This window comes from Kribbella sp. CCNWLW201 (assembly GCF_037203805.1).
In the GTDB taxonomy this organism is placed as follows: domain Bacteria; phylum Actinomycetota; class Actinomycetes; order Propionibacteriales; family Kribbellaceae; genus Kribbella.
Genome location: NZ_JBBCBQ010000007.1, coordinates 170602 through 191059 on the forward strand (window position 1 = coordinate 170602; position 20458 = coordinate 191059).

General features: G+C 68.6%; 19 protein-coding genes. 11 read left to right on the top strand and 8 right to left on the bottom strand.

Translation table 11 applies throughout. The features are described from left to right. Positions 1 to 7: 7 nt before the first annotated feature. Entirely contained in the window at positions 8 to 364 is a 357-nt protein-coding gene (locus V9K99_RS27065; RefSeq protein WP_337324023.1) for a hypothetical protein, read from the bottom strand. Between the two features lie 155 nt (positions 365 to 519). On the opposite strand from V9K99_RS27065, the gene V9K99_RS27070 reads away from it, so the two are divergent. Next, positions 520 to 1422, top strand: a complete 903-nt coding sequence (locus V9K99_RS27070; RefSeq protein ID WP_337324022.1) for a GTP-binding protein LepA — start codon at positions 520 to 522, stop codon at positions 1420 to 1422. Here V9K99_RS27070 and V9K99_RS27075 read toward each other — a convergent pair. Beyond that, positions 1419 to 2285 carry a patatin-like phospholipase family protein gene (locus V9K99_RS27075; protein ID WP_337324021.1) on the bottom strand — a complete coding sequence of 289 codons (867 nt, stop codon included), beginning with the start codon at positions 2283 to 2285 and terminating at the stop codon, positions 1419 to 1421. The genes V9K99_RS27070 and V9K99_RS27075 overlap by 4 nt on opposite strands. A 172-nt stretch (positions 2286 to 2457) precedes the next feature. Here V9K99_RS27075 and V9K99_RS27080 point away from each other — a divergent pair, with 172 nt between their 5' ends. From V9K99_RS27080 to V9K99_RS27100, 5 genes are all read left to right on the top strand, one after another. After that, positions 2458 to 2718, top strand: a complete 261-nt coding sequence (locus V9K99_RS27080) for a hypothetical protein (RefSeq protein ID WP_337324020.1) — start codon at positions 2458 to 2460, stop codon at positions 2716 to 2718. 23 nt (positions 2719 to 2741) lie between these two features. Continuing rightward, positions 2742 to 3269, top strand: coding sequence for a hypothetical protein (locus V9K99_RS27085; protein ID WP_337324019.1), 528 nt, complete (start codon positions 2742 to 2744; stop codon positions 3267 to 3269). 10 nt (positions 3270 to 3279) lie between these two features. After that, positions 3280 to 4164 (top strand): carbohydrate kinase family protein, encoded by an 885-nt coding sequence (locus V9K99_RS27090; RefSeq protein WP_337324018.1) that lies wholly within the window; start codon positions 3280 to 3282, stop codon positions 4162 to 4164. Further along, on the top strand, positions 4157 to 5065 hold the full coding sequence (locus tag V9K99_RS27095) for a pseudouridine-5'-phosphate glycosidase (protein WP_337324017.1): 909 nt from the start codon (positions 4157 to 4159) through the stop codon (positions 5063 to 5065). Before V9K99_RS27090 ends, V9K99_RS27095 begins: the two co-directional genes overlap by 8 nt. Positions 5066 to 5159: 94 nt before the next feature. After that, entirely contained in the window at positions 5160 to 6251 is a 1092-nt protein-coding gene (locus V9K99_RS27100) for a flavin-containing monooxygenase (protein WP_337324016.1), read from the top strand. Here the strand turns inward: V9K99_RS27100 and V9K99_RS27105 are convergent. Further along, a complete protein-coding gene (locus V9K99_RS27105; RefSeq protein ID WP_337324015.1) occupies positions 6240 to 6929 on the bottom strand; it encodes a 4'-phosphopantetheinyl transferase family protein in 690 nt (229 codons plus the stop codon). The two genes, V9K99_RS27100 and V9K99_RS27105, sit on opposite strands and share 12 nt — an antisense overlap. Before the next feature lie 238 nt (positions 6930 to 7167). Here V9K99_RS27105 and lhgO point away from each other — a divergent pair, with 238 nt between their 5' ends. Beyond that, complete coding sequence (lhgO, locus tag V9K99_RS27110) at positions 7168 to 8355, top strand: L-2-hydroxyglutarate oxidase (RefSeq protein WP_337324014.1); 1188 nt, start codon at positions 7168 to 7170, stop codon at positions 8353 to 8355. A 129-nt stretch (positions 8356 to 8484) separates the two neighbouring features. Here the strand turns inward: lhgO and V9K99_RS27115 are convergent, their stop codons facing one another. The 3 genes from V9K99_RS27115 to V9K99_RS27125 all read right to left on the bottom strand — a co-directional run bounded on the left by V9K99_RS27115 (position 8485) and on the right by V9K99_RS27125 (position 11443). After that, a complete protein-coding gene (locus tag V9K99_RS27115) occupies positions 8485 to 10218 on the bottom strand; it encodes a glycoside hydrolase family 13 protein (RefSeq protein ID WP_337324013.1) in 1734 nt (577 codons plus the stop codon). Positions 10219 to 10353: 135 nt separating this feature from the next. Then, positions 10354 to 11034, bottom strand: coding sequence for a response regulator transcription factor (locus V9K99_RS27120; protein ID WP_337324012.1), 681 nt, complete (start codon positions 11032 to 11034; stop codon positions 10354 to 10356). A gap of 31 nt (positions 11035 to 11065) precedes the next feature. After that, entirely contained in the window at positions 11066 to 11443 is a 378-nt protein-coding gene (locus V9K99_RS27125; RefSeq protein WP_337324011.1) for a response regulator, read from the bottom strand. A 196-nt stretch (positions 11444 to 11639) separates the two neighbouring features. On the opposite strand from V9K99_RS27125, the gene V9K99_RS27130 reads away from it, so the two are divergent. The 3 genes from V9K99_RS27130 (at position 11640) to V9K99_RS27140 (ending at position 15959) form a co-directional block, all read left to right on the top strand. Next, a complete protein-coding gene (locus tag V9K99_RS27130; protein WP_337324010.1) occupies positions 11640 to 12785 on the top strand; it encodes an FIST signal transduction protein in 1146 nt (381 codons plus the stop codon). A 1-nt stretch (position 12786) separates the two neighbouring features. Beyond that, positions 12787 to 14361 carry a GAF domain-containing sensor histidine kinase gene (locus tag V9K99_RS27135; RefSeq protein WP_337324009.1) on the top strand — a complete coding sequence of 525 codons (1575 nt, stop codon included), beginning with the start codon at positions 12787 to 12789 and terminating at the stop codon, positions 14359 to 14361. Between the two features lie 104 nt (positions 14362 to 14465). Beyond that, positions 14466 to 15959 carry an extracellular catalytic domain type 1 short-chain-length polyhydroxyalkanoate depolymerase gene (locus V9K99_RS27140; protein WP_337324008.1) on the top strand — a complete coding sequence of 498 codons (1494 nt, stop codon included), beginning with the start codon at positions 14466 to 14468 and terminating at the stop codon, positions 15957 to 15959. On the opposite strand, the gene V9K99_RS27145 is transcribed toward V9K99_RS27140, so the two are convergent. Next, on the bottom strand, positions 15950 to 17275 hold the full coding sequence (locus tag V9K99_RS27145; RefSeq protein WP_337324007.1) for an aspartate aminotransferase family protein: 1326 nt from the start codon (positions 17273 to 17275) through the stop codon (positions 15950 to 15952). The genes V9K99_RS27140 and V9K99_RS27145 overlap by 10 nt on opposite strands. Next, the gene (locus V9K99_RS27150; RefSeq protein ID WP_337324006.1) at positions 17268 to 18782 is read right to left on the bottom strand and encodes a CoA-acylating methylmalonate-semialdehyde dehydrogenase; all 1515 of its coding nucleotides are present in this window, start codon (positions 18780 to 18782) and stop codon (positions 17268 to 17270) included. The genes V9K99_RS27145 and V9K99_RS27150 overlap by 8 nt, the downstream gene beginning before the upstream one ends. Before the next feature lie 121 nt (positions 18783 to 18903). Between V9K99_RS27150 and V9K99_RS27155 the strand changes: the two genes are divergently transcribed. After that, on the top strand, positions 18904 to 20457 hold the full coding sequence (locus V9K99_RS27155; protein ID WP_337324005.1) for a PucR family transcriptional regulator: 1554 nt from the start codon (positions 18904 to 18906) through the stop codon (positions 20455 to 20457). Position 20458: the final 1 nt, after the last annotated feature.

Genomic DNA, 20458 nt, shown 5'->3' on the forward strand with positions numbered 1-20458 from the left:
CGCTGTTTCAGGGCTGGTGCCGTGTCCATCGTGGTCCGACCTGCTCCCAATCGCGGGCCCAGTCCTGGGTACGGCGGCGGTCGAGCGGACGGCGTGCCAACCGGAACAAGCCGAACAGCAACGGCCAGACGAACATCGGCAGGCTGAGTCCAGCGGCGATACCAAGAGCAGCATTTCTGGCCCAAGCCGTCGTACCGAGAGCCGCGGCGGCAGGGACAACCAGCAAACCCGCCACCAGCGCGCTGAGAAGGAACGTGGACTCGATCCGGTCCACTCTTCGACGCAACGGGTTGCGCCCGAACCCGAGACGCCGGCACCACATCAGCACCAACAGCTCGGCCCTGCGTTGGCGGGTAGTACTCATCAAGGCCTCCTCGGTCGACGACGGACGCGATCTGATCCTGAAAGAGAGACCGGACAGGCACCTGGTCTGTGACCGCCCCAATGGGCTGGGTGTGTCACAGGGTGGGGACTCGCGCGGTCCTAGTGGGTGACCAAACCCACGAAAGAGAAGACGTGATGAGCCAGGTGAGTGGCCGGGTGGGACCGAGCGCTGTGCCCAAGCGCGCTTCCAAGGACGGGCTCCGGCGGTTCGTCGAGACCTTCGCCGAGGAACATCCGCCGTTGTCGCTCGATGCCGCCGATCTGACCATCAAGAACCCCGAGCAGGTACGCCGCCGGTACGGCGGTGTCTTCAACTACCTCACCCGGGTCGAGCTCGAAGTCGAGCGGAACGTGCTCGAACTGCGAGCCCTCATGCCCGACGCCACCGAGATCGACCGGCTCTTCTACGAAGACGTGTGGTCACCGCAGGAGCTGCAGCACGGCATCCTGCTCGACGCGGTCCAACAGGGATTCGGAATGGTGCCCGCGGCAACGGACCTGGAGGTGAGCGCCAAGATCCGGCTGGTCGGGGTGCTCTCGCATCTGCCTGGCATGCTCGCCGTCGTACGCCTGCTCTACTACCTGACCGGCGCAGCGACCGAGCGGTCGGCGGTGGTCGCGTACTCGCGCCTGGTCGACGGCCTTCGCGCGATGGGCGAGCACGCGATCGCGGAGACCGTGATCGCACCGATCAGGCGCCAGGAGCCAGGGCACTTCGCGTTCTACCGCCTGTCCGCCGAGGCCCTCGTCGGCGAAGAAGGCCTGAGCGACTGGCAAGTCCAGCTCGCCCGCATCCTGCGCCGCCGGTCCTTCGAACTCGTCGGCGTGAACAACCGCCGCCAACGCGCCGACTTCGGCGACGTCGCCCGCGCCCTCGACTTCGACCGGGACCTCCTGGAGGTCGCCCGGCAAGTGAGCCGAGTAGAACGCGAACTCCTCTGGGCCCAACACCAGGGCCTGAAAGTCCCCACCTACATCCTCACCGCCCTCCAGGAAGCCATCAGCCTGAGCACCGCCCGCAGCACAGGCCGGTTCTAGTCGGCTCGATAGAGCCCAGCCCCACTGATGTGCAGTTCGTCGAGAAACCGCCCTGCCGTGACGGACGCGGTGCGGATCAGACGCTGCGAATGGCTGAAGTCCCACGGTGCAGGCCATTCCTCAACACCGGTCGGCAGTACGACGACCGGGATGTGCTCGGCCACCTCGTGCAGATCCAACTCGATCTGATGATGAACCTGCAGTACGGCGGCCCTCGAGGCAATCGCACCGGGACGCCAACGCGGGAGGGTACGGCGCAATGGCCAGCTCGCCGGACCGGTCGACAGCACAACCACACTGGCTGCCCCGGCCTGCTCCGCCGCCCGGACCGGGACATAGGCGATCAATCCGCCGTCCACGAGCGTCCGGCCGTCGCGAACCACCGGTGGCAAGGCGCCCGGAATGGCCGTGCTGGCCAGCAACGCGGACTCGAGCTCACCGTGATCGAGCCGTACCTCGGCGCCGGTGACGAGGTCCATGGCCACCGCGGTGAACGGCACCGCCAACTCCTCGACCCGCGACGGCAGACCGGCCCGGGCGATCAGTCGGCGTAGGCCGCGATCAGTGAAGATGCTGGAGCGCGAGGACAGGTAGCCGAAGGGGAACACGTCACGGCGGCGCAAGTGGCTCCACACGTCGTCCAGCCATTGTGCGGCGCGGTCGGGGTAGGCGGCCGCGATCGCTCCCGTGAGAGCGCCCACCGAGGTGCCGGCGATCAGGTCCGGGACGAACCCTCGCTGCTCCAGCGCGTACCCGACACCGACATGCGCTGCTCCAAGCACTCCCCCGCCGCCGACCGCCACCGCCACAGGACGGGGCAGGGCGCCCAGCGCTCCGGTTACCAGGCGATGAGCAGTAGTCATGATCCCCCTTCCAGGCCACGACGCGGACCAACCGCTCACCCATGAGGACCAGGTGGCCACCTCACCTGTGACACCTGCGGCGAAGTTTCGGTCGCCGGCCGGTCCTGCTCACGGTGGGACCGGCCCTTTGCCCCCATATACTTCGTGACCCGATCAATCGAGGGGGCACAGGATGAGCAGCGACATCGATCAAGCTATCGACGAGACCTTCGGCGCGGGCACGCCGCGCACGGTGACGGTCCATTCGTCCGGCGCGGTGTCCATCGTCATCAGCGTCGCGGAGCACGTCATCATGATCGACGGTACGGCGTCGCACACCGAGTGGGGCGTCTCGGTGGACCCCGATGACTCGGCCGCGTTCAGTGGTCATCCGGAGACCACGACGTCCTTGGCGGACGCACTGCGCACAGCCCACGCCGCGATCCGCGGCTGACCGGCTGAAGGAGCACACCCGACGTGCCCGATGAGCAGAGCGACGAGCGACGGCTGTCCCTGCAGGAGCGCCTCGCCCTCGTGTACGAGCGGCTGGACAAGCTTCCCCCGGTGTCCAAACCCGAGGAGGCGTTCAAGCAGCTCGCGACCACCCTGGACGAGGTCGAGGACGAGTTCAGCGGCGTCCCCAGGAACCCCGACCCCGGCCTGAAGTTCGACGGCCGGATGTACCCGCCGCGCGAGGACTTCACCGAGCGCACCGAGGACGGTGGGCTGCAGGCCACCACCCGCGGCAACATCGTCAACATCTCCCCGAACGGGACGATGAGCATCCTCAGCCGCAAGTCCGGCGAGGAGGTCTACCGCAAACCCGGCGCCGACCTCGGCGAGAAGAACACCCTCGACGCGAACCTCCGCAAGATCCAGTCCCTCGCCGCGACGGACTATCCGCCGCCCGGCGGATCCACCCCGGCCTCCACTACCGGCACGCAACCCGCACCGAAGACGGTCCAGCGGAAGTCAGAACGCGACGACCGCACCAAGGGCCGCTGAAACTCTCGTGATGTCCGAATCCGCGAGGGGCATCCTGGTGTGCATCGGCGACCTGGTCGAGGACATCGTCGTCTGGCCGGCTGGTGCGACCCGGTCCGGAACCGACAACCCGTCGCGGATCCATCACTCTCGCGGCGGTAGCGCCGCCAACGTCGCCGCTTTCGCGAGCAGCCTCGGTACGCCGACCCGCTTCATCGGCCGCGTCGGAGAGGACTCTGTCGGCGACGGGCTGGTGCGGGACCTGTCCCGGGCGGGTGTCGACGCTCACGTTCAGCGGCAGGGGCGGACTGGCACCATCGTTCTCATCGTGGACGACGCCGGCGAACGAACGATGTACCCGGACCGAGCCGCCGCGGCCCAGTTAGCCGACGTACCGGACGCCTGGATCTCCGGTGCGGGCGCGGTCCATCTCTCGGCGTACTCCCTCGACGGGCCGGCCCGGGCCGTGCTCCGGCAAGCCGCGGACATCGCTCACGCCGAGGGGGCCATCCTCACCGTCGACGCGTCCTCGGTCGCTCTCATCGACTCCATCGGAGCCGAGACCTTCCGCTCCCTGGTCAGCGCGCTCCAGCCGACGTACGTCTTCGCGAACGGAACCGAAGCCGACGTCGGATCGCTTCGAGAGCTCGGTACGACGGTTGTCGTGAAGAACGGCGTGGATCCGACCGAGGTGCATTTCGCCGACGGCACGTCAGCCATCGTCCGGGTCTCGCCGGTGGACGGGGTGCGTGATACGACCGGCGCCGGTGATGCGTTCGCGGCCGGATTCCTGTCCGCCGTACTCGACCAGGCCGATGCCGTCGAGGCGGTCGAGGCCGGGCACAATCTGGCCAGGAAGGTGCTGACCGAACCCGGCGCCACTCTCACCAACGACAACGGAGCCGCTTGTGACTGACCCGATCGTGTCCGACGACGTGGCGCAGGCCCTGGCCGAACGCCGTGCGGTCGTCGCGCTCGAGTCGACCATCTTCTCGAACCTCGGGCTGCCCGCCCCGGCGAACGCCGAGGCGCTCGAGCTGTGCAAGCAGGCTGTTCTCGATCAGGGCGCCGTACCGGCTGTCACCGCGATCCTCGACGGCCGGCCGCATGTCGGGCTCACGGCGGACGACGAGAAGCGCGTGCTGCAGGGCACGCGGAAGGTCGCCGAACGCGATCTGTCGGTGGCGCAAGCCCAAGGATGGGACGTCGGCGTCACCACGGTCTCGGCATCGGTCGCGCTGGCCCATGCGGCGGGGATCTCGGTCTTCGCCACCGGCGGCATCGGTGGTGTCCACCGCGGTTCCGAGATCACCGGGGACATCTCGGCCGACCTCGACGCCATCGCCAACCATCCGGTCATCACCGTCTCCGCCGGCGCGAAGGCGTTCCTCGACCTGCCGCGAACCCTCGAGTACCTCGAGACCGTCGGCGTACCGGTCCTGGGCTGGCAGCACGACTGGTTCCCGGCCTTCTACACGCGGTCGAGTGGCTTGCCGGTTCCGCACCGGGTCGACAACGAGCGAGTGGTCTGCGACGTGCTCCGCTTCCGGACCCGACCCACCACCGGCGTCCTCCTGACCGTCCCGATCCCCGTCGACGACGAGATCCCGGAGTCGCGCATCAACGCCGTACTCACCGCCGCCCTGGACGCGAGCACTCAGGCAGGCATCACCGGTCCCGCCGTCACCCCGTACGTCCTCGAGCAAATCGAGAAGGAAACCGACGGCCAAAGCATCCCCGCCAACCTGTCCCTCGCCCGCAACAACGCCACCATCGCAGCCCGCGTCGCCGTCGCACTCGCATCCACCTCGGCCTGACTCAGCACTGGGTAGAACCACGCACGTCCATCCGTGAGCTGGTTGCGTGGTTCTTCCGATGCTGGGGTGCTGTGGCGTGCGCCAGCGTGGAGGTATGACGACTGAGCGTTTTGACACCGTGATCGTTGGGGGCGGGCAGGCCGGGCTTGCGGTCGGATACGAATTGGCGGCGCGGCAGCGGTCGTTCGTGATCCTGGAGCGCGGGGAGCGGATCGGGGACTCGTGGCGTCGACGATGGGACTCGCTGCGGGTGTTCACGCCTGCCCGCTATGACGGGCTGCCCGGCTGGCCGTTCCCGGCGCCGGGATGGTCGTATCCGACGAAGGACGAGGTGGCCGACTACCTCGAGTCCTACGCAGCCCGGTTCCGGCTTCCGGTCCGCACTGGGGTGCGCGTCGACGGCTTGACGCGGGACAACGGCGAGTACGTCGTCACGTCCGGAACGAGCCAGTACGTCGCGCACAACGTCGTTGTGGCAACGGGTGGTTACCAGGCGCCCCGGATCCCGGAGTTCGCCGCCGAACTCGATCCGGCCATCCTGCAACTCCACTCGAGTGAGTACCGGAATCCGTCGCAACTCCAGGAGGGCGCGGTCCTGATCGTCGGCGCCGGCAACTCGGGAGCCGAGATCGCGGTCGAATCGGCCCGGAATCACCCGACCTGGCTGTCCGGTCGAGACACGGGACAGGAGCCGGTCCGCGCCGGTGCCCTCCTGGACCGGCTGTTCACACCGCCGTTCTGGTTCTTGCTCTCGCACGTCTTCACCACGCGAACGTCACTCGGCCGAAAGGTTGAGCAGCAACTGTCCAGCCACGGGCTCCCGCTCGCCCGAGTACGACGGAAGGACCTCGTCCAGGCGGGGATCCGGCGGGTGCCGCGCATCACCGGCGTACGCGACGGTCTGCCGCTGCACGCAGACGGTGAGTCCCTCGACGTCACCACCGTGGTTTGGTGCACCGGCTTCGTCAACGACCTCAGCTGGATCCAGCTCCCCGTGTTCGACCCGGACGGCCGCCCCAGGCACGATCGCGGCATCGTCCGCTCCGAGCCCGGGCTCTACTTCATCGGCCTGTTCTTCCTGTCCGCCGGAACCTCGTCCCTGATCGGCGGCGTCGCAAGGGACGCCCAACACATCGCCCGGCACCTCACCTCCCAACGCACCAAAGCCGACGCGTCAGCTGTGTAGGAGTTTCTTGGCGTCGTGCTCGGTGATGGTGACGTCGGTTGTGGTGAGGACTGCGAGGGCGGCCAGGTGGCCGGCGCGGTCGGGGAGGTCGTAGAGGCGTACGGCGGTTTCTTCGCGGCCGGGCCAGGCGATGAGCGCGGCAGGATGCGTCGGTGGGGTGACCGAGAGCAGGTTCAGTGGTTGGCGGAGGCCGTCGCCGGTGGACTTCACGACCGCCTCCTTGCGGGTCCAGTAGCGCAGGAAGTCGGTCGGTGACATGCCAGGGCGATACTCGTCTGGCGTGAGGACCAGCGGAGCCATGCTCTCCACGTCGACGGCACGCACCTCTTCCACGTCGAGACCGAGTGGCGCGACAGTGCCGACAGCGACGCCGACGAGGTCACCGGAGTGAGTCACCGACAGCTCCCAACCGGACCTCGGCCCGACAAGCCGAACCTTGCCGTGCGGCTTGCCGCAGTCAGGACAGGTCCGATCGAGCTCGACGTCGCCCGCCGTACACCCCAACTCACGAGCCAACACCAGTCGCATGATTGCCACGCCGAGCTGGAAACGGACCCGATCCTCCGCCCTCCGGTAGGCAGCCGCCCGAGCCCGCTCAACCGACGACAGCAGCCCCTCAACGTCCGCCCGCACCTCCGACAGCCGCACCCACCACACATCGACGGCGGGCACACCCATACGCCAACTCTAGCGACCCCACCGACTAGCAGACCAAGACACCACTCACGGTTGCCGCCGGCAATGTCGTACGCCAGCCGGACGCGACCGGCCGTACCCGCCAACCCACGGCCGAGTGACACTCCCCCTCAACGGCACCTGGCGGCGGCGGCTTCGTCGCTTGCTTCTGGTGGAGCGATGTGGAGACTGGGTGCACGTGCCGGAGTTCGGACGGCTTTCTCGACGAGGATGGGACGTCATGTACGAGGTTGCGGTGGTGGGGAGTGGCATCGTCGGGGCGGCGACTGCCTGGGAGCTGACGTCCCAGGGGTACGGGCCGGTCGTGGTGATTGAGAAGGAACAGGATGTGGCCCGGCATCAGACCAGTCACAACAGCGGTGTCATCCACGCCGGGATCTACTACGAACCGGGGAGCCTGAAGGCGAGGCTGTGCCGGGAGGGGGCGGCCGCGACCAAGGCCTTCGCGGCCGAGCACGGGATCCCGGTGCAGACCTGCGGAAAGTTGCTTGTCGCAACGAACCCGCTGGAGTTGGAGCGGCTTGAGGCGCTGCAGAAACGCGCCGAGATCAACTCCATCGACGCCGAGACCGTCGACGCCGCCGAACTCCGCCGGCGCGAACCGCACATCGTCGGCCTGGGCGCGCTGTTCGTCCGCGAGACCGCGATCACCGACTACCCCGCCATCGCCGCCAAACTGCTCGACCTGGTGATCGAGGCCGGCGGCGAACTCCGGACCGGGGTCACCGTGACCAACGTCCGCGAAACGACCTCCGCCGTGACACTGCAGACCGACCACGGACCCATCGAGGCACGCCGGGTGGTGTTCTGCGCCGGCCTCCAGGCTGACCGGATTGCGCGAATGGCGGGCCTGGCCCCCGACGTTCGGATCGTGCCGTTCCGTGGCGAGTACTACGACGTCGTGCCGGAGAAGGCCGATCTCGTCAAAACGCTGATCTACCCTATCCCCGACCCTTCGCTGCCGTTCCTCGGTGTGCACCTCACCCTGACGGTGACCGGTGGACTGAACGTCGGCCCCAACGCGGTGCTGGGCCTGGCCCGCGAGGGCTACCGCAAGGGCTCGGTGAACTGGCGTGACGTTCGCGATCTGGCGACGTACGCCGGGATGTGGCGGGTCGCGCGATCCAACGTCCGCGTCGGCACCCGCGAGCTCAAGAACTCACTGTGGAAACGCGGCTACCTACGTGAATGCCGCAAATACTGCCCTGAACTGACCCTGGACGACCTGACCCCGCGAGAGGCCGGCATCCGCGCGCAGGCGGTCATGCGGGACGGAAGCTTCGTGCATGACTTCCTGCTCCGCCGGACCGACCGCACCCTGCACGTCCTGAACGCGCCCTCCCCGGCTGCGACGTCCGCACTACCGATCGCAGCTCACCTCGTCTCCACGCTGACAGCCGCGTCCTGAGCGTCTCGCCGGAGGCGCTTGGCTCTGGTGATCTCGGGATCTCTCGGATCGAGGGGCAACTCGTCGAGCAGCGAGGCCCGGCGCCGACGGCTTGTCCGGCTGACCTTCGTCATCTGGATCTGTCGCATCTCAACTGCCTGCCTTCGGGAGGGGAAGGTGGTGCGGCAGACCTGGCGCCGAGGGGTGGAGGGGGCTCGAGACGCCAGGTCCGCCGGCCTGGTGGGGCAGCGCAGCCGCGGGTTCCAGCAGGTACCAGGCCGCGCTGTTCGGGGGAAGCTTGTCGCCGGCCTCGAGGTGACTGGCGAGCAGCAGTTCGCCGTCGACCGGTGCTGCGACGACCCGGGACGAGCAGTTGACGACGCAGCAGAAACCGTTGCCGCGGGTGAAGGCCAGGACACCGGGCTCGGTCCGCAACCAGCGGAACTCGTTCGAGACCAACCCGGGAAGGCGGTGCCTCAGCCTGAGCGCTTCGCGGTAGAGGTGCAGCATGGACTCGCCCCAGCGCAACTGCCGGTCCACGGCGTGGTCGGCGAACCAGTCCGGCTGCTCCAGCCACGGGTCGGCGGTGGAGAAGCCGAAGCCATCCTCGTGGGAGGACCAGGGCAAGGGGACCCGGCAACCATCCCGGCCGCGGCGGGCTCCGTTGCTGCGGTGGAACATCGGGTCGGTCAAAACCTCGACCGGCAGATCGGTGACCTCGGGCAGCCCGAGTTCCTCACCCTGATAGAGGTACGCCGATCCCGGTAACGCGAGCATGAGCAGAGCGCTCGCCCGCGCGCGGACCGTACCGAGATCGACGTCCCCGGCATCGATACCTGGCGCACCACCGGCGTAGCGGGTCACTGACCGCGGCATGTCGTGGTTGTTCAGCACCCAGGCGACCGACGAACCCGAGTCGGCGATCGTGCCCAGGCCCCGGTCGACCACGTCGTACAGGGTCTGGTCGTCCCAGTGCGCGCGCAGGAACTCGAAGTAGAAGCTCTGATGCAGTTCGTCCGGGCGCTGGTACAGCGCGAGCTGCTCGGCATCCAATACGCCGACCTCGCCGATCAGCACGCGCTCACGGCCGGTCGTCGCGGTGAACTCCTCCGCGACCCGCCGCCATCGTTGCCAGACCTGGTGAACCTCCGGCTGGTTCCAGGCATGCGGGTTCATCGGATCGCCGGTGAGCTCGTCGTCGATCGCGTTCTCGTGGTCGGGCAACCCGTCGGCCTTGTGCAGCCCGTGTGCCACGTCGATCCGTACGCCGTCCACGCCACGCTCGAGCCAGAAACGCAGTACTTGCTCGAAATACGACGCCACGTCCGGATGACGCCAGTTGAAGTCGGCCTGCTCCGGCGCGAAGCTGTGCAGGTACCACTGGCCGTCAGGGACTCGCTGCCATGCGGATCCACCGAAGATCGAGCGCCAGTTGTTCGGCGGCTCGTCGCCATCACCGTCCGCGAAGTGAAATCGTTCGCGTTCCGGGCTGCCCGGGCCGGCGGCGAGGGCCGCGGCGAACCAGGGGTGCTCGGTCGAGCAGTGGTTCGGGACGATGTCGATGAGCACCTTGAGGTCGAGCCGGTGCGCGTCGTGGACCAGGCGGTCGAAGCTGTCGAGGGTGCCGTACGCCGGGTCCACCGCGCAGTAGTCGGCGACGTCGTACCCGTGGTCGTGCTGCGGTGAGGGGTAGAACGGGTTCAGCCAGATGCCGTCGACGCCAAGGCTGCGCAGGTACGGCAGCCGGGCCCGAACGCCGGCCAAGTCGCCGATGCCGTCGCCGTCGGAGTCCTGGAAGCTGCGCAGGTACACCTGGTAGATGACGGCGCTGCGCCACCAGCCGGCGCCGTGCCGGATGCTTGCCGCGGTGGTGTGCATTGCCATCAGTCCCTTTGGCTGGAGGAGGCCATTCGGAGATCGTGATGCAACCATCCCGCGCGAGGCGTGTCCGGTCTGCACCGCCAGCGCCCACACCGCCTACCTGCTAGCCGGAATTCCTGGGTCTCGCAGGTGGGTGACTCAGCGGGTCTCGAGGTAGGTGATCACGGCAAGTACCCGGCGGTGGTCGTCGCCGGTCTCGGGGAGGCTCAGCTTCGCGAGAATGTGCCGGACGTGCTTCTCCACCGTCGCCTCGGTCACCCACAGGCGGCGGGCGATGCCGGCGTTCGAGCGTCCCTCCGCCATCAGTGCCAGCACCTCGCGCTCCCGCGGGCTGAGCTCGGCGAGCGGATCGTTGTGGCGCCTGGCGGTCACCAACTCCTGCACCAGCGCGGGATCCATCACCGAGCCGCCTCTGACGATGCGCCCCAGCGTCTCGATGAAGTCGCTCACGTCCGTCACGCGGCTCTTGAGCAGATAGCCGATCCGCTGGCCCGACGCCAGCAACTCCATTGCGTGCTCGACCTCGGTGTGGGCCGAAAGGACCAGGATGCCGGTCTCCGGGTAGTCGCGGCGAATCTCCCGAGCGGCGTCTAGTCCCTCCGTCGTGTTCGTCGGCGGCATCCGGATGTCGAGCACGACCAGGTCGGGCGCCAACTCACGCACCAGCGGGAGAATCCACGCGCTGTCCCCGGTCTGCCCGACCACCTCGAGCCCCGACCGCTCGAGCAGACTCGCCAGCCCCTCGCGCAGCAGTACGTCGTCCTCGGCCAGCAGAACGCGGGTGTTCCCCGGCAGCTCGACGGACGACTTGATCGTCATGACCCCAAGGTAGCGTCCGCTATGAGGTACGTCAGGGACCGTTGGAACCGCCGTCGAGAATGCGGCGGATGGCGTCCGCCGACAGCTGGGACTTGGACAGGAACGCCGCCGCCGGGGCACCGCCGAGCAGCTCCCACACGTCCTCTTCGGCATAGGTCGAGATCAGGATCACCTTCGACTGGTCGACGGTCGTCTCCTGCTGGAACCGCCGGGCCACGTCGAAGCCGCTCTCCCGGCCCAGATCCACGTCGACCAGGACGACATCGGGCGCTGCCTCCCGGACCCGATGCAGCGCCTCCTCGGTGGTGCCCGCGACTCCCACCACCGCGCATCCCTCGCGTTCCAGCAGGGCTTGGGCGGCAGCCAGAAAGGGCGGGCTGTCGTCGACGATGAAGCAGCGCAAGACCATGGCACCAGCATTGCGCCCGACACAGCGTCACGCATTCCGGCTAACTGGACCTTTCTATCGATTCCCGGCTACCTGGAGTGCCGACGACGTACCTCCGCGAGTTCGGCTCCGCCCCGCACGGATGGCGCATGGACCGGCGGCAGGGCCTCTTGTAGCGTCAGAAACGGAGAGGGGTGGCGTGCAGCCTGAACGGTGGATGGCAGTCGGATCCGCCCATGGTCTCGAAGCGCGAGCCGGAGCGCGGGCGGTGGACGACGCGCTGGTGCGTGACGACGCCAAGCTGCTGATCGTCTTCTGCTCCCAGTCGCACGACCTGTCTGCCCTCTTGGCAGAGATCCGGCAGCGTGCACCCGACGTACCCCTGATCGGCTGCACCACCGCCGGTGAGATCGCGGCGTCCGGCCCGAGCGAGGCCAGCGTCGTCGTGACGGCGCTCGGCGGCGACGGGTTCGCCGTCGAGACCGCCGCGGCCACCGAGGCGTCGCGTGATCTACGGCAGGCGGGTGCGCGGGTGGCCCGCTGTCTGCCGGTGCGCGAGGACCTCCCCCACCAGGTTCTCGTTCTCCTCACCGATGGCCTGGCCGGGGATCAGCAGGAGATCGTTCGCGGTGCGTACGGCGTCCTCGGCGCGGCCGTACCCCTCGTCGGCGGCTGTGCTGGCGACGACCTGAAGATGACCCGGACGCATCAACTGCACGGTGACCAGGTCCTGACGGACTCGGTCGTCGCCGCCGGGATCGCCTCGAACGCGCCGTTCGGGATCGGGGTTCGGCACGGCTGGCGCCGGGTCGGTGAACCGATGCTCGTCACCGCTAGTGCCGCCAACCGGGTCTACACCCTCGACGATCGGCCGGCGCTGGACGCCTACCTCGACCAGCTCGGCGTCGGCGCGTCCGCCGGCCGCGATCAAACCTGGCTGGCCCGACTGGCGCTGACCCACCCGCTCGGCCTCGGCCGGCCCAGCGGTGAGGACGAGGTGCGCCTGATCAGCGGCGGGGACTTCGAGGAGCGGACCCTGTCCTGTATGGCCGAGGTCCCGCAGGGTGCGCTGGTCTGGATCATGGAGGGTGACGAGACATCGGTGCTTGAGGCAACCGACGCGGCATGCGGCGACTCGCTCGGGGCACTCGACGGGAAGACTCCGCTGGGCGTCATCGCGTTCGACTGCATCGCCCGGCGCGGAGTCCTGGGCGACGAGGGGATCCGGACCGAGATCGACCGGCTGGCCGCCGTCACGGCCGGTGTCCCGGTCGCCGGTTTCTACACCTACGGCGAGATCGCCCGGACCCGCGGTCTGCGCGGCTTCCACAACCAAACCCTGGTCGTCCTCTCGGTCGGCTGAGATGGATGTCTCCGCTTGGTCGACCCAGCAGCTCGCCGAGTACGTCGCTGTCGTCTCGACCGCGCGGAGCGAGTCCGAGGCCGCCCGGATCGCCGTCGAGCGGGCCGCCGAGGCTCTGGACGCCGATGTGGCGGCGATCGTCCACGGTGGCGAGCTGGTGGCGGCCGTCGGCTATCCGGAGGGCACCGCACCCGTGGGCGAGCTCGAGGCCGCCCGACCGGGTGCCGGGTACGCGCACCAACTCGACGTACCAGGAGTCGGCAAGTGTGAGGCGGCTGCGGCCCTGCTCGAACATCCGCCGGGCGCCGTGCTGGTCGTCGCACGGTTGGACAGCCTGACCCGCGAGGAGACCGGCCTCATGCGAGGGATGGCCAGGGTCACCGCGATCACGATGCGGATGCTCCGGGTGCTGGACGACGAGCGCTCCACCCGCGCGGAGATCGAGCGACTCGCCCGCGAGCAGGCGGCCTTGCGCCGGGTCGCAACACTCGTGGCCACCGGGGCCCGGCCAGACCAGATCTTCGCCGCCGTCACCGCGGAGGTCGGACAGTTGCTGGGCGCCGACTTCACCGAGCTGACCCGCTTCCTGCCCGGAGAGACCGTGACAGTGGTCGCTGCTTGGAGCGCGACCGGCGAGCCGGTCCTGCCCGACAGCCCCAAGCCTCTCGGCGGGCCCAACCTGACCACCCTGATTCACCGAACCCATCGCCCGGAACGGATCAGGTACGACGAGGACACCGCACCGCCCGCCGACGTCACCGGAGGAGTCCGGATGCGGTCGGCCGTCGGGGCTCCGATCATCGTCGAAGGCCACCCGTGGGGAGTGATCGCGGTCGGTACGGCGCGCGACGAGCAACCACTTCCCGAGGTCGAGTCGCGGCTCGCCGACTTCACCGAACTCGTGGCGACCGCGATCGCGAACGCCGGCGCCCAGACCGAGCTGAGGGCGTCCCGCTCACGCATCGTCGCCAGCTCCGACGAGACCCGCCGCCGGATCGAACGCGATCTCCATGACGGCGCTCAGCAACGCCTGGTCTCGCTCGCCCTGCAACTGCGAGCGGCCCAAGCAGCGGTACCGCCCGGACTCGACCAGCTCTCCGCCCAACTCGACAGTGTGGCGGGTGATCTGACGAGAGCACTCGACGAACTCAGGGAGATGGCCCGCGGCATCCACCCGACGATCCTCGCCGAAGGTGGACTCGCACCGGCCTTGAAGACACTCGCCCGCCGTTCGTCGGTACCGGTCGACCTGCAGGTCCGGACGACGGCCCGACTCCCCGAGCGCGTCGAGGTGACGGCGTACTACGTCGTGTCCGAAGCGCTGACCAACGCCGCCAAACACGCGCAGGCCGCCACCGTCCACGTCCAGGTCGACTCGATCGACGGCACCCTGCGGCTCGCGGTCAGCGACGACGGCGTCGGCGGGGCGAATCCCGCCAGCGGCTCCGGCCTCGTCGGCCTCAAGGACCGAGTCGAAGCCGCCGGCGGAAAGCTCACCGTGCAAAGCCCGCCGGGCCAGGGCACCCAACTCACCGTGGACCTCCCACTCGAACACGATCCGCCGCTCGGCATCTGACGTGACACCTCCGCGAGCCTGGATGTGTGCGACCAGGACATGGCGCTCGCTGGCGCTCACCACAACTATCAGTGAGTGTCCGACAACACGAGGTGAGGTGCCCTATGCGTTTGCATATGATCCGCCGGTGGGCTGCGATGGCCGCGATGGTTGCCGGCCTGGTCGCCGTACCCGCGCCTGCTGCCCAGGCGGCCGGGCTGGAGGAGGTCACCGGATTCGGTACGAACCCGGGCAACCTGAAGATGTTCCGCTACGTCCCGTCGGGACTCCCCGCGGGGCGACCACTCGTGGTGGCGTTGCACGGATGCACACAGTCGGCTGCCGCGTACGACGCTGAACCCGGCTGGGTCGAGGTGGCCGAGCGGATGGGGTTCGCTCTGCTTCTGCCTCAGCAGCAGAGCGCGAACAACGCGAACTCGTGCTTCAACTGGTTCGAGCCGGGCGACACCGCCCGTGGCTCGGGTGAGGCACTGTCGATCAAGCAGATGGTCGATCGGATGCGGTCCGACTACGGATCGGACGCGGGGAAGATCTTCGTGACCGGCCTGTCCGCAGGGGGTGCGATGGCGGCGGTGATGCTCGCGACGTACCCCGAGGTGTTCGCCGCCGGAGCCGTTGTCGCTGGCCTGCCGTACCGCTGCGCCGGCACCTTGGTCCAGGCGCTCAGTTGCATGTCCCCTGGTACGAACCTCACGCCGTCGCAGTGGGGTGACAAGGTCCGGGCCGCCTCGAGCCACACCGGCCCGTGGCCGGCGATCTCACTCTGGCACGGCACATCCGACTCGACTGTTGCCTACAGCAACCTCAACGAGCTGATGGAACAGTGGACGAACGTGCACGGCACCGACCACACCGCCGACGTGTCGGACACCGTCAACGGCTATCCGCACAAGGGCTACCGGGACAGCGCCGGCCGACTCGTCGTGGAGAGCTACGCGATCACGGGAATGAACCACGGCCAGCCGATCGACCCTGGTACCGGTGCTCAGAGTTGCGGTACGGCCGCGCCGTACATCCTCGATGTGAACATCTGCGCCGCGGATCACATCGCCCGCTTCTGGGGCCTCGACGATGCCCCGACCTCGCCGGGGACGCAGACGTTCGCAGGTGTCGAGAGCCAGGACGGTTACGTCAAGGCCAACCTCGACGGGTCCGGTGCCGCCGTGGGAACCCTGGCCAACCTTGCCATTGGCCGTGGCACCGACGGCAAGCACAACCGCGCCCTGCTGTCCTTCGACACCTCGTCGATCCCCGACGACGCCGTCATCGCCAGGGCGTGGTTGACCGTCACCTCCGCCAGCGGATCCGGCGACCCATGGGCCAACGGCAACCGTCTCCTGACCGACGTCAAGAACGGCTGTTTCGGCGCCTGTACGACGGAATCCGCCGACTGGGCGAGTTCACCAACCGCAACGGCGGTCGCGGCCTTCACCTCCGGATCACTCACCCCCAGCGACTTCTCCGCCGCTGGTCTCAACGCGATCAACCGATCCGGCACCACCCAGGTCAAGCTCCGCTTCGAGCAGCCACCCGCCAGCACCGCCTACCGCTTCCTCCAGTCCGGCGTCGCAACCACCCTCACCGTCGTCTACGCGTAAGCCTCGGTGAGGGCCTGGTCGAGGATCTCGATGCCTTCGTTCGCCTCGTCCGCCGTGATGGTGAGCGGTGGGACGAGGTGGATGCGGTTGAAGTTCGCGAAAGGCAGGAGGCCGCGTCGAGAGCAGGCTGCGAGGATCGCGGCCATCTGCGGGCTGGAACCGCCGTACGGCGCGAGTGGCTCGCGGGTCGTCCGGTCGCTGACGAGTTCGAGCGCCCAGAACACGCCCGTTCCACGGACCTCACCGATCCACTCGTGCTTGACCGCGAGGTCCCGCAGGGCCGGTTCGAAGACCTCGGCACCCAGGGTCGCCGCATGCTCGACGATGTAGCCGTCCTGCATGGTCTCGATGGTGGCGACCGCGGCCGCGCACGCGAGCGGATGGCCCGAGTACGTCAGGCCGCCCGGGTAGGGCCGGTCGGCGAAGGTCCGGTAGATGGGCTCGCTGATCGCGACGCCACCCAGCGGGACGTAACCGGAGTTCACGCCCTTGGCGAAGGTCAGCAGGTCCGGGACGACCTCGGCGTGCTCGATGGCGAACCACTTGCCGGCCCGGCCGAACCCGGACATCACCTCGTCCGCGATCAGCATGATGCCGTGGCGGTCGCACAGTTCCCGGACGCCCTGGAGGTAACCAGGTGGCGGCAGCATGATGCCCGCCGTACCGGGGATGGATTCGAGGATGATCGCTGCGACGGTCTGCGGACCTTCTAGAGCGATGACCTGCTCGAGGTGCGCGAGTGCGCGCTGGCACTCTTCCGCCTCGGTCGTTGCCGAGAACGCGCTGCGGTAGAGGAAGGGCCCGAAGAAGTGGACGGTACCGGCCGAGCCGTTGTCGTTCGGCCAGCGGCGGGGGTCGCCGGTGACGTTGACAGCCAGCTGGGTGCCGCCGTGGTACGACCGGTACGTCGACAGCACCTTGGACCGCCCGGTGTGCAGCCGGGCCATCCGGATCGCGTGCTCGTTTGCGTCCGCGCCGCCGTTGGTGAAGAAGATCCGGTTCAGATCCCCCGGGGTGTGCGACGCGATCAGCCGCGCCGCCTCCGAGCGAGCGGCGTTGACGTAGGCCGGCGCCACCGTGCACAACGTGGCGGCCTGTTCCTGGATCGCCTTCACGATCCGCGGATGCTGGTGGCCGAGATTGGTGAAGACGAGCTGGGAGGTGAAGTCCAGCAGGCGGTTCCCGTACCGGTCCCAGACGTAGCAGCCCTCGGCCTTGGTGATCACCATCGGGTCGAGGTTCGCCTGGGCGGACCAGGAGTGGAAGACATGCTGGCGATCCAGCTCGTACGCGCGATCAGCCGTGAGGTCAGACATTCTGCGGGAACCCCAGCTCGAGGCCGCCCTCGGGGCGAGCGGCCGGATTGATCCAGCGCGAGGTGACGACCTTCGCGCGGGTGAAGAAGTGGACGCCCTCGGTGCCGTGCGCGTGGGTGTCGCCGAACAGCGACCGCTTCCAGCCACCGAAGGAGTAGTACGCGACCGGCACCGGGATCGGCACGTTGACGCCGATCATCCCGACCTGGACGTCGTTCTCGAACCGGCGGGCGGCACCACCGTCGTTGGTGAAGATCGCCGTCCCGTTGCCGTACTCGTTACCGTTGATGAGGGCAACGGCTTCGTCGTACGACGCGACCCGGACGACCGACAGCACCGGCCCGAAGATCTCCTCGCGGTAGATCTCCATGTCCGGAGTGACGTGGTCGAACAGCGTCGGCCCGAGCCAGAACCCGTCCTGCTCGCCGGCGGCCTGAACGTCGCGCCCGTCGATGATCAGCTTCGCACCGGCCGACTCCCCCGAGGCGACGAACCCAGCAACCTTGTCGCGGTGAGCCTTGGTCACGAGCGGCCCCATGTCCGCCTCGACGTCAGCGCCGCGACGACCGTCGCCGGTGCGCAGCGTCCGGGTGCGCTCGGCGATGCGGGCGACGAGGTCGTCGGCGATCGGCTCGACCGCGACCAGCACGCTGATCGCCATACACCGCTCCCCCGCACTCCCGTAGCCGGCGTTGACCGCGGCGTCGGCGGCCAGGTCCAGGTCGGCATCCGGCAGCACGACCATGTGGTTCTTGGCGCCGCCGAGAGCCTGTACCCGCTTGCCGTGCCGGCTCGCCTCCTCGTACACGTACTGCGCGATCGGCGTCGACCCGACGAAGCTGATCGCGGCCACGTCCGGGCTCTGCAGCAACGCGTCGACGGCGACCTTGTCGCCCTGCAGCACGTTGAACACACCGTCCGGCAGGCTGGCCTCTTTCCAGAGGTTCGCGATCCACAGCGCGGCCGACGGGTCCTTCTCACTCGGCTTCAGTACGACGGCATTCCCGGCCGCGATCGCGATCGGGAAGAACCACATCGGCACCATCGCCGGGAAGTTGAACGGGCTGATGATGCCCACCACGCCCAGCGGATCCCGCCGGGAGTGCACGTCGACGCCGGTCGAGGCGTTACCGGACTGACCGCCCTTGAGCAGGTGCGCGATCCCGCACGCGAACTCCACCACTTCCTGCCCACGCGAGATCTCGCCGACCGCATCGGAGTGCACCTTGCCGTGCTCGGCGGTGATGAGCTGCGCGAGTTCGTCCTTGCGGGCGTTGAGCAACTCACGGAACGCGAACAGGACCTGGGTACGACGAGCCAGTGAGGTGGTGGCCCAGGACGCGGAAGCCTTCTTCGCGGAATCGATGACGTGGCGCGCATCGCGCTCACTCGCGAGTGCGACGCGACCGGAGACCTGCCCGGTGGCGGGGTTGGTCACATCGGCCCAGAGATGCGACGTGCCGTCGTACCCCGCGCCGTCGACCCAGTGCGTGATCGTCGTGGTCATAGAGCAGCTCCTTCGGGATCAGGCCTCCATCGTGACGGCGCCGGACCGGCTGGAAGGGCTGCAGACTGTAGGATTGCGATCTGAAGTCCGACACTGTGTCGGGCTCCTTCCGGGGAGATGGATGGCGTTCCTGACCGTGGCGCAGGTCCTCGAGATGCCACCTCTGCGCGAGGCCGGCCCCGAGGTACTCGCCGGTGCGGCCGGACTCGGCCGAGAGGTCCGGTGGGTTCACTCCGCCGAGCTCGCCGATATCGCGCCGCTGCTGCGCGGCGGCGACCTGCTGCTGAGCACGGGAATCGCGCTCCCCGAGACCGCCGACGAACTCCGCGAGTTCGCCACCAGCCTCGGCAGCAGCGAGGCCGCCGGGCTGGTGATCGAGCTCGGGCGCCGATGGCAGCGCGTGCCGGACGCCCTGATCGACGCTTGTGAAGCCGTCACCCTTCCACTGGTCGCGCTGCACCACGAGGTGCGGTTCGCCGCGATCACCCAGGCAGTCGGCGAACGCATCGTCGACGAGCAACTGGAAGAGCTCCGCGAGACCCACCGCGTGCACGACACCTTCACCGAGCTGAGCATCGCCGAGGCCGGTCCCCGGGAGATCCTCGAAGCGGTCCAGCGCTTGGCCGGCGCCGCCGTCGTACTGGAGAGCGAGCAGCATCAGGTCCTCGACTACCGATCCGGACCGGCCGATATCGCCGACTTCCTGGCCGACTGGACCGCGCGCTCGCGCAGCGTGCAGGTGGACGGCCGCACCGGCTGGGACGAACGCGCCGGGTGGCTCGTGACCCGACTGGGCAAGCGCGACCGCGGCTGGGGACGGCTCGTGGTCCAAGCACCCACGCGACCATCACAACGTCTGATCGCCCTGACCGAACGCGCGGCCGCAGCGCTTGCCATGCACCGCCTGCACGACCGGCACCGCGACAGCGTCGTACGGCGGGTCCACCACGAGCTACTGCTTGGCCTGCTGGCGGATCCCACCGATGCCGACGTACTGCGCCGCTGCGAACTCGCCGGTGTCCCGCTCGTCAAACGCCAACTCGTCGGACTGACCGTGCGACCGCGCGGGCAGCAGTTGGACGACCTGCTTGCGTCGGTCGTGCACGCGGCGTACGACCTCAATGTCCCGGCGATCGTCTGCGAGATCGACCGCGATGTCCGCGTGCTGCTCTCCTGTGCTCCCGCCGCCAACGCCGATCGCGTCGTCGACAACCTGGCCGAACGCGTCGCCCGGCGTCATCCGGTCACGATCGGCGCTGGTCGACCGGCCACCAAGACCGCCGATGTAGACCGGACTCTCAAGGAAGCTCAGCAGGTGGTCGAGTCGGTCCGTGCTGACGCTGCGGACCGCGTCGTACACCGGCTGGAGGACGTCCATCTGCGCGGCCTGCTCACGCTGCTCGGCGACGACGATCGACTGCGCCTCTTCGTCGGCCGGGAGCTGGACCCGCTGAAGGAACACGGCAACGGCCTCCTCGACGCGGTCCGCGCCCTCCTCCACCACCCGGCCGGCAAGTCCGAAGCCGCGGCGAGCCTGCACATCTCCCGACCCGTCTTCTACGACCGCCTCGCCAAGGCCGAGCGCATCCTCGGCGTCAGCCTGGACGACCCCGACATCCGCGTCTCCCTGCATGTCGCACTGGTTGCCGACGAACTACGGTCCTTCACTCCGTAAA

Coding starts and splice junctions, on each gene's coding strand:
- V9K99_RS27065 (WP_337324023.1), bottom strand. CDS start 364: ATGAGTACTACCCGCCAACGCAGGGCCGAGCTGTTGGTGCTGATGTGG.
- V9K99_RS27070 (WP_337324022.1), top strand. CDS start 520: ATGAGCCAGGTGAGTGGCCGGGTGGGACCGAGCGCTGTGCCCAAGCGC.
- V9K99_RS27075 (WP_337324021.1), bottom strand. CDS start 2,285: ATGACTACTGCTCATCGCCTGGTAACCGGAGCGCTGGGCGCCCTGCCC.
- V9K99_RS27080 (WP_337324020.1), top strand. CDS start 2,458: ATGAGCAGCGACATCGATCAAGCTATCGACGAGACCTTCGGCGCGGGC.
- V9K99_RS27090 (WP_337324018.1), top strand. CDS start 3,280: ATGTCCGAATCCGCGAGGGGCATCCTGGTGTGCATCGGCGACCTGGTC.
- V9K99_RS27100 (WP_337324016.1), top strand. CDS start 5,160: ATGACGACTGAGCGTTTTGACACCGTGATCGTTGGGGGCGGGCAGGCC.
- V9K99_RS27105 (WP_337324015.1), bottom strand. CDS start 6,929: ATGGGTGTGCCCGCCGTCGATGTGTGGTGGGTGCGGCTGTCGGAGGTG.
- lhgO (WP_337324014.1), top strand. CDS start 7,168: ATGTACGAGGTTGCGGTGGTGGGGAGTGGCATCGTCGGGGCGGCGACT.
- V9K99_RS27115 (WP_337324013.1), bottom strand. CDS start 10,218: ATGGCAATGCACACCACCGCGGCAAGCATCCGGCACGGCGCCGGCTGG.
- V9K99_RS27120 (WP_337324012.1), bottom strand. CDS start 11,034: ATGACGATCAAGTCGTCCGTCGAGCTGCCGGGGAACACCCGCGTTCTG.
- V9K99_RS27125 (WP_337324011.1), bottom strand. CDS start 11,443: ATGGTCTTGCGCTGCTTCATCGTCGACGACAGCCCGCCCTTTCTGGCT.
- V9K99_RS27130 (WP_337324010.1), top strand. CDS start 11,640: ATGGCAGTCGGATCCGCCCATGGTCTCGAAGCGCGAGCCGGAGCGCGG.
- V9K99_RS27135 (WP_337324009.1), top strand. CDS start 12,787: ATGGATGTCTCCGCTTGGTCGACCCAGCAGCTCGCCGAGTACGTCGCT.
- V9K99_RS27140 (WP_337324008.1), top strand. CDS start 14,466: ATGCGTTTGCATATGATCCGCCGGTGGGCTGCGATGGCCGCGATGGTT.
- V9K99_RS27145 (WP_337324007.1), bottom strand. CDS start 17,275: ATGTCTGACCTCACGGCTGATCGCGCGTACGAGCTGGATCGCCAGCAT.
- V9K99_RS27150 (WP_337324006.1), bottom strand. CDS start 18,782: ATGACCACGACGATCACGCACTGGGTCGACGGCGCGGGGTACGACGGC.
- V9K99_RS27155 (WP_337324005.1), top strand. CDS start 18,904: ATGGCGTTCCTGACCGTGGCGCAGGTCCTCGAGATGCCACCTCTGCGC.